The organism is Okeania sp. SIO2B9 (assembly GCF_010672505.1).
GTDB lineage: Bacteria > Cyanobacteriota > Cyanobacteriia > Cyanobacteriales > Microcoleaceae > Okeania > Okeania hirsuta.
Genome location: NZ_JAAHGK010000289.1, coordinates 1 through 6,662, shown reverse-complemented (window position 1 = coordinate 6,662; position 6,662 = coordinate 1). Strand labels below are relative to the sequence as shown.

The 6,662-nt window shown below is 34.5% G+C and carries 5 protein-coding genes; 4 read left to right on the top strand and 1 reads right to left on the bottom strand.

All coding sequences use genetic code 11. The features are described from left to right. From F6K13_RS12365 to F6K13_RS12350, 4 genes are all read left to right on the top strand, one after another. Positions 1 to 414: endonuclease V (locus tag F6K13_RS12365; RefSeq protein ID WP_287287503.1), on the top strand; the 414-nt coding region annotated here is incomplete at its 5' end. 324 nt (positions 415 to 738) lie between these two features. Continuing rightward, a complete protein-coding gene (locus F6K13_RS12360) occupies positions 739 to 3,804 on the top strand; it encodes a type ISP restriction/modification enzyme (protein ID WP_287287502.1) in 3,066 nt (1,021 codons plus the stop codon). Positions 3,805 to 4,067: 263 nt separating this feature from the next. Next, entirely contained in the window at positions 4,068 to 5,213 is a 1,146-nt protein-coding gene (locus F6K13_RS12355; protein ID WP_287239191.1) for a glycosyltransferase, read from the top strand. Positions 5,214 to 5,298: 85 nt separating this feature from the next. Continuing rightward, positions 5,299 to 5,859 carry a Uma2 family endonuclease gene (locus F6K13_RS12350; protein ID WP_124144668.1) on the top strand — a complete coding sequence of 187 codons (561 nt, stop codon included), beginning with the start codon at positions 5,299 to 5,301 and terminating at the stop codon, positions 5,857 to 5,859. 188 nt (positions 5,860 to 6,047) lie between these two features. On the opposite strand, the gene F6K13_RS12345 is transcribed toward F6K13_RS12350, so the two are convergent. Further along, positions 6,048 to 6,452 (bottom strand): hypothetical protein, encoded by a 405-nt coding sequence (locus F6K13_RS12345; RefSeq protein ID WP_287287501.1) that lies wholly within the window; start codon positions 6,450 to 6,452, stop codon positions 6,048 to 6,050. Between the last annotated feature and the right edge of the window lie 210 nt (positions 6,453 to 6,662).

Sequence of the window (6,662 nt, the reverse complement as noted above, 5' to 3'; positions counted from 1 at the left end):
CCGGGATTATTATCTTTTCGAGAGATACCTGCTATTTTAGATGCTCTAGAAAAGCTAAATATTACTCCTGAATTATTGCTTTGTGATGGTCAAGGATTAATTCATCCCCGTAGATTTGGTATAGCTTGTCATCTAGGAGTTTTAGTTAATATCCCTAGTATTGGTGTAGCTAAATCTCACTATATTGGTCAATATAATTCTGTTGGTTTAGAAAGGGGTAATTGGCAACCAATAATAGATGAAGAAGAAGTTATTGGTGCTATTGTTAGAACTCGTACTGGAGTTAAGCCAATTTATGTTTCAACTGGTCATAGAATTAGCTTAATAACTGCTATAAATTATGTGTTGAAATGTACTACTAAATATCGGTTGCCTGAAACAACTCGTTGGGCTGATAAATTAGCTTCTAATTAAGAAGGAAGAAGGAGGAAGGAAGAAGGAAGAAGGAGGAAGAAAGGAGGGAAAAAATAATAGAACTTACGCAAAGGAACTATATATTGTGTAATGGTGCGTTACGCTATCGCTAACACACTCTACTGGACCGACACACCTTAAATGGTGCATTAGATTCAATTCAAAAGTCAAAAGTCAAAAGTCAAAAGTCAAAAGTAAGAATTTTCAAGTTAAAAGCTAATGCACAGTTTTAGATGTGTTAGTCTACTACTAAATAGTTGCAAAAAAAAATCCTTAACTGAACTGTATTTACTGATAACTGATAACTGATAACTGATAACTGAAATGGCTATTCTCAACCTCAAACCTACTCACAAACCAGTAAAATTATATTACCAAACTTTAAAAAAGTTTATACAGTTGGGGGCAGTTAATGAAGGAGCTGTAAAAGTTGCTTTTGCGGACTTGCTAACCACTTGTTGTCAACAGTTTAATTGGGCGTTGCTACAGGAGAATAGTATCACATCAACCAAGAAAAAATTAATCCGAGTTGATGGGTTATTAGTTAGAGACGATACTCTCAAACATGGTATCTGGGAAGCGAAAGATACCGAAGATGATTTAGCTAAGGAAGTAAAAAAGAAATTTGCTAAAGGTTATCCCAAAGATAATATTATTTTTCAGTCTCCCGAACGGGTGATTATTTGGCAAGGGGGAAAGCAAGTTTATGATGGAGAAATTACTAAACCGGAAGCTCTGGTAGAAAGTCTCAAGTTATTTTTTGAATATCGCCCACCCCAGATAGAAAATTGGGAAAAAGCAGCTACAGAATTTGGGGAAAGAGTTGATAATTTAGGGAAAAAATTAGTTGAGTTAATTCAGAGTCAACGCAAAACTAATAAAAAGTTTATTGCTGCGTTTGATGGGTTTAGTAATATTTGTCGTCAGTCTATTAATCCGAATATTTCTGATGCAGCGGTGGAAGAAATGCTGATTCAGCATTTACTAACGGAACGAATTTTTCGCCAGATTTTTGATAATCCAGATTTTACTCGCCGGAATATTATTGCGGTGGAAATTGAGAAGGTGATTAATGCTTTAACCTCGAAGTCTTTTAGTCGGAATCATTTTTTAGAGGAGGTAGATTATTTTTATCGAGCGTTAGAAGAAGCGGCTCAAACTATTAACAACTATAGTGAGAAACAGCATTTTTTAAACACGGTTTATGAGAAGTTTTTCCAAGGGTTTGCTGTTAAGGTTGCTGATACTCATGGCATTGTTTATACTCCCCAGTCTATTGTTGATTTTATGGTAAGAAGTGTTGATGAGATTCTGAAAAAAGAGTTTAAGAAATCTCTTAGCGATAAAGAGGTACATATTCTCGATCCGTTTGTGGGAACTGGTAATTTTCTGATGCGGGTAATGCGAGAAATTAGAAAAACTGCCCTACCTGATAAATATAAGGATGAGTTGCATTGTAATGAGGTGATGTTGTTACCTTATTATATTGCTTCGATGAATATTGAGCATGAATATTTAGAAGCAACGGGTAAATATCAGCCGTTTGAAGGTATTTGTTTGGTGGATACTTTTTCAGTTCAAGAAGCGTTACAACTTGATTTTTTTACTCCAGAAAATACTCAACGGGTGCAACGACAGCAAGATTCAAAGATTTTTGTGGTTATCGGTAATCCTCCTTATAATGCGTGGCAACAAAATGAGAATGATAATAATAAAAACCGGAAGTATGAAGAAGTAGATCGACGAGTAGCTCAGACTTATTCTAAGGACTCAAAAGCAACTTTAAAAAATTCTCTTTCAGACCCTTATGTAAAAGCTTTTCGTTGGGCTGCAGATAGAATTAAAGATGAGGGAATTGTGGCCTTGGTAACCAATAACAGCTTTATTGATAACATTGCTTTTGATGGAATGCGTAAGCATTTAGCCCAAGATTTTAGTCAGATTTATGTTTTAGATTTGGGGGGTAATATTAGAAAGAATAATAGCAATAAAGCTATTTATAATGTTTTTGACATTAAGGTTGGAGTGAGTATTAATCTGTTGATTAAAAAGAAGGAAGGTAAAAAATCTCAATGTCAAATTTACTATGCAACTGTGGGTGAGTTTTGGCGGAAAGAGGAAAAATATGCTTATTTAGAAAAATGTCAGCATTTAGGTGGAATTGACTGGCAAGAAATTAAACCGGACAAAAAAAATACCTGGTTAACGGCAGGGTTACAAGCTGATTTTGAAACTTTTATCCCAATGGGAACCAAGGAAACTAAAGCTGCAAAGGGAAAAGTAACCGATACTATTTTTAAATTATTTAGCAACGGAGTAAAAACTAATCGCGATGTTTGGGCTTATAATTTTAATCCTGATGAATTAGCAGAAAATATTCAACGGGCGATCGCTACTTATAATGAACAAGTCAGGAAATGGCAGGATAGGCAAGACAAATCTGTTAAGGTAGATGATTTTGTCACTTATGATGATACTCAAATTAGTTGGTCTGGAGATTTGAAAGACCATTTAAAACGAGGGATTATCGTAGAATATGACAAAAATCATATTAGACAGTCTCTTTATCGTCCTTTTACTAAATCTTGCCTTTATTTTGATGCTCGCTTAAATAATCGTCGCTATCAATTTCCCTACATATTCCCTACTCCAGAAACTGAGAAAGAGAATCGGGTAATTTGTGTAGTAAATGAAGCTCAAATTCCCTTTTCATCACAAATAACAAACTATATTCCTTGTCTTCATTATGGTGGACGACAAACCCAATGTTTCCCTTTCTACACCTACGACGAAGATGGAACCAACCGCCAAGAAAATATCACCGATTGGAGCTTAGACACCTTTCGCCAAAAATACCAAAACCCAACTATCAACAAATGGGATATCTTCTATTATATCTACGCCCTTTTACACCATCCCACCTACCGGGAAAAATACGCCGATAACCTGAAACGAGAATTACCCCGCATTCCCTACACTTCAGACTTTCACCGATTTGCCAAAGCAGGAAAACGCCTCGCCGAAATTCACATCAACTACGAACAACAACCAGAATATCCCTTAACATTTATCGAGAATGAAGAAGTTCCCTTAAATTGGCGAGTCGAAAAAATGAAACTCAGCAAAGATAAAACCCAATTAACTTATAACGAATTTCTCACCTTAGCCAATATTCCGCCAAAAGTCTTTGAGTATCGTCTCGGAAACCGTTCCGCATTAGATTGGATTATCGATCGCTACCAAGTAAAAGTAGACAAACGCAGTGACATTGAAAATGACCCCAACCGCTTAGACGACGAACAATATATTGTCCGATTAATTGGTCAAGTAATTACAGTTAGTTTAGAAACAGTAGATATTGTTAATAACTTACCGTCCCTAAAGGAGTAGGGGAGCGGGGGAGCGGGGGAGCGGGGGAGTAGGGGAGTACGGGAGTAATTTTTTTGCCCGACTCTTGCCCAAAATGCCAACTTTTTGAGCATGAAGAGCTGAAAACCAGGTACTTTTTCAATACCATTAATTGGTAAAACCTTTATCTGCAAATGCTTTGAGATTTAATCAGCAAGCCGTACATAATTAAATATGCTTTATCGATATAAAAAAATACTATAAAATCAAAAGTTGTTCTATTTTTAAATATTTAAAAATCTACTGTGGAAGTAAAATATGCTCTTGTTCACGAATGGTTAACACCCAAAGCAACTGGTGGTTCAGAATTGGTTGTTAAGGAAATTCTCCAGCATATTAATGCTGATTTATATGCTTTAATTGATTTTGAGTCAAGCAATCCTGAAAGTTATCTTTATCAACGAAAAATTGGCAAAACATTTTTACAAAATTTGCCTTTAGCTCGTAACGGAGTACAAAAATATTTACCTCTATTACCAATAGCAATTGAACAATTAGACCTACGAGAATATGATGTAATTTTATCTTCTTCTCATGCAGTTGCTAAAGCAGTTATTACCACACCCTATCAACTGCATATTTGTTATTGTCATACCCCAATGCGCTATGCTTGGGATTTAACTTTTGACTATCTAAATAGTAGTAAATTAGGTAAAGGTATCCCTGGAATTTTCACCAGATATCTTTTACATAGACTCAGAGAATGGGATGTAATTTCTGCTAACCGAGTAGATTATTTTATTGCTAATTCTCAACATACTGCTAGAAGAATATGGCGTTGTTATCGACGTGAACCTGAGGTAATTTATCCACCAGTAAATGTGGAAAAGTTTCCTTTTAAATCTCAGAAACAAGATTTTTATGTGACAGTTTGTAGATTAGTTAGTTATAAAAAAATTTCCTTAATTGTCAAAGCTTTTAATCAGTTAGGACGAGATTTAATAGTTATTGGTGCTGGTGAGGAATTAAATCAATTACGCCGTCTTGCTAAAACTAATGTCAAAATTATGGGTTGGCAACCTGAAGAAGTAGTTACTCAATATATGTCAGAAGCAAAAGGTTTTATTTATGCTGCTTGTGAAGATTTTGGTATGGCTTTAGTGGAGGCACAAGCTTGCGGTACGCCAGTTATTGCTTATGGAGTTGGTGGAGCGACAGAAACAGTGCGAGATATGAGAAAATATCCAGATTCAGCAACAGGTTTATTGTTTCCCGAACAGACAGAAAAAGCTTTGGTTGAAGTGGTAGAAAAATTTGAAAATTATCAGGCATATTTTCAGGCAGAAATTATTAGAAAACACGCCTATAGATTTGCGCCGGAAGTGTTTCAAAATAGTTACTTAAATTTTGTGGAAAAGTGTTATTCAGAATTTAAAAATGCTGGCATTTAAAATCTGGTTATTACAGAGAAATAGTATCATAAGTACGACTTATGTTTGTCAAGCTACAATAGAATAAAATTGATAATAATTGACTATGAGAACTGTTTTAGATTTAAAACCATTAATTACATTAACAAAAGAAGATTTTTATCAACTCTGTCAAGTTAATCCAGAGGTATCATTAGAACTTAGTCGTAATGGAGAATTGATTATTATGTCGCCTGTAGGTGGAGAAAGTGGTAATCAAGAAGCTAATTTAATTGCTGATGTTATTATTTGGAATCGAAAAACTCAGTTAGGATTTGTATTTAGCTCCTCAACAATATTTAATTTACCTGGTGGTGGTAGTCGCTCTCCTGATGTTTCATGGGTAAGACGAGAAAAATGGGAAACTTTAACTCCCAATGAAAGGAAAAAATTTCCACCTGTTTGTCCTGATTTTGTGATTGAATTACGCTCTTCTAGCGATAGATTAAAACCTCTACAGGAAAAAATGAAAGAATATTTAGATTGTGGTTTGAGATTAGGATGGTTAATTAATCCTCAAGATAGCACTGCAGAAATTTATCGTCCTCAAAAACCTGTGGAAATATTAACTTTACCTATATCTTTATCTGGAGAAGATGTTTTACCTGGATTTAATTTATTAATCTAAGCATTCAGCTATCAGCTATTAGCTAGTCATTTCAGTTATCAGTTATCAGTACCTCTGTAATAAGGAGGCTTGAAATACGGAATTATCTTTTTTTTATACCTTTAAAAGGGGAGGCACATACCCACAATTTATCGGTAAGATTTTATTAAAACAAAATCTTGTAAATTTATTAGTTTTTGATGAAAAAGTTACAGACTTGGTTTGAGATAAAACCATTTCATCATTGTTGGGCGCCCTTCTGATAATAGTCGTCTGCGATCCAGTAATCCGTAATCTTGTAATTCCTCATAACAGTAAGAACAATTTGCCTTGATAACATGGCTTATACTTTCAATAACATTGATCGAATGAGTATCAGAAAAGCATTTTCGCAATGTAGAGGAAATACTAGGATCAATAAAATCATGTATTTCAATTAATAAATCACAGTTCACAAGGAAGGAAACATCTTGTTGTGTAAATAGTTGTTTTTCATAGCCCTCACAATCACTAATAATCAGAGCTTTTTTTGTAAATGGAATACTTTTAAGGGTATTTATATCACAGAAAGATCCAGTAATTACTCTATCAGCTACATTGTTAATTTGAGCCATTTGTCTACATAAATCTATTGCTTGACACTTTATATCATATACTAAGCCTCTAGCAATAAATTTATTTAGACAAATAGCTCAAATTAACACTGTAGCTGATAGAGTAATTACTGAGATCGGAAGAGAAACGTATAGGTAAAGAGTGTAGATCTCTGTGGTCGTCGTATCATTAAAAAAAAAAATAGGAAAAATAAAGCTAGAGAGCTGAAG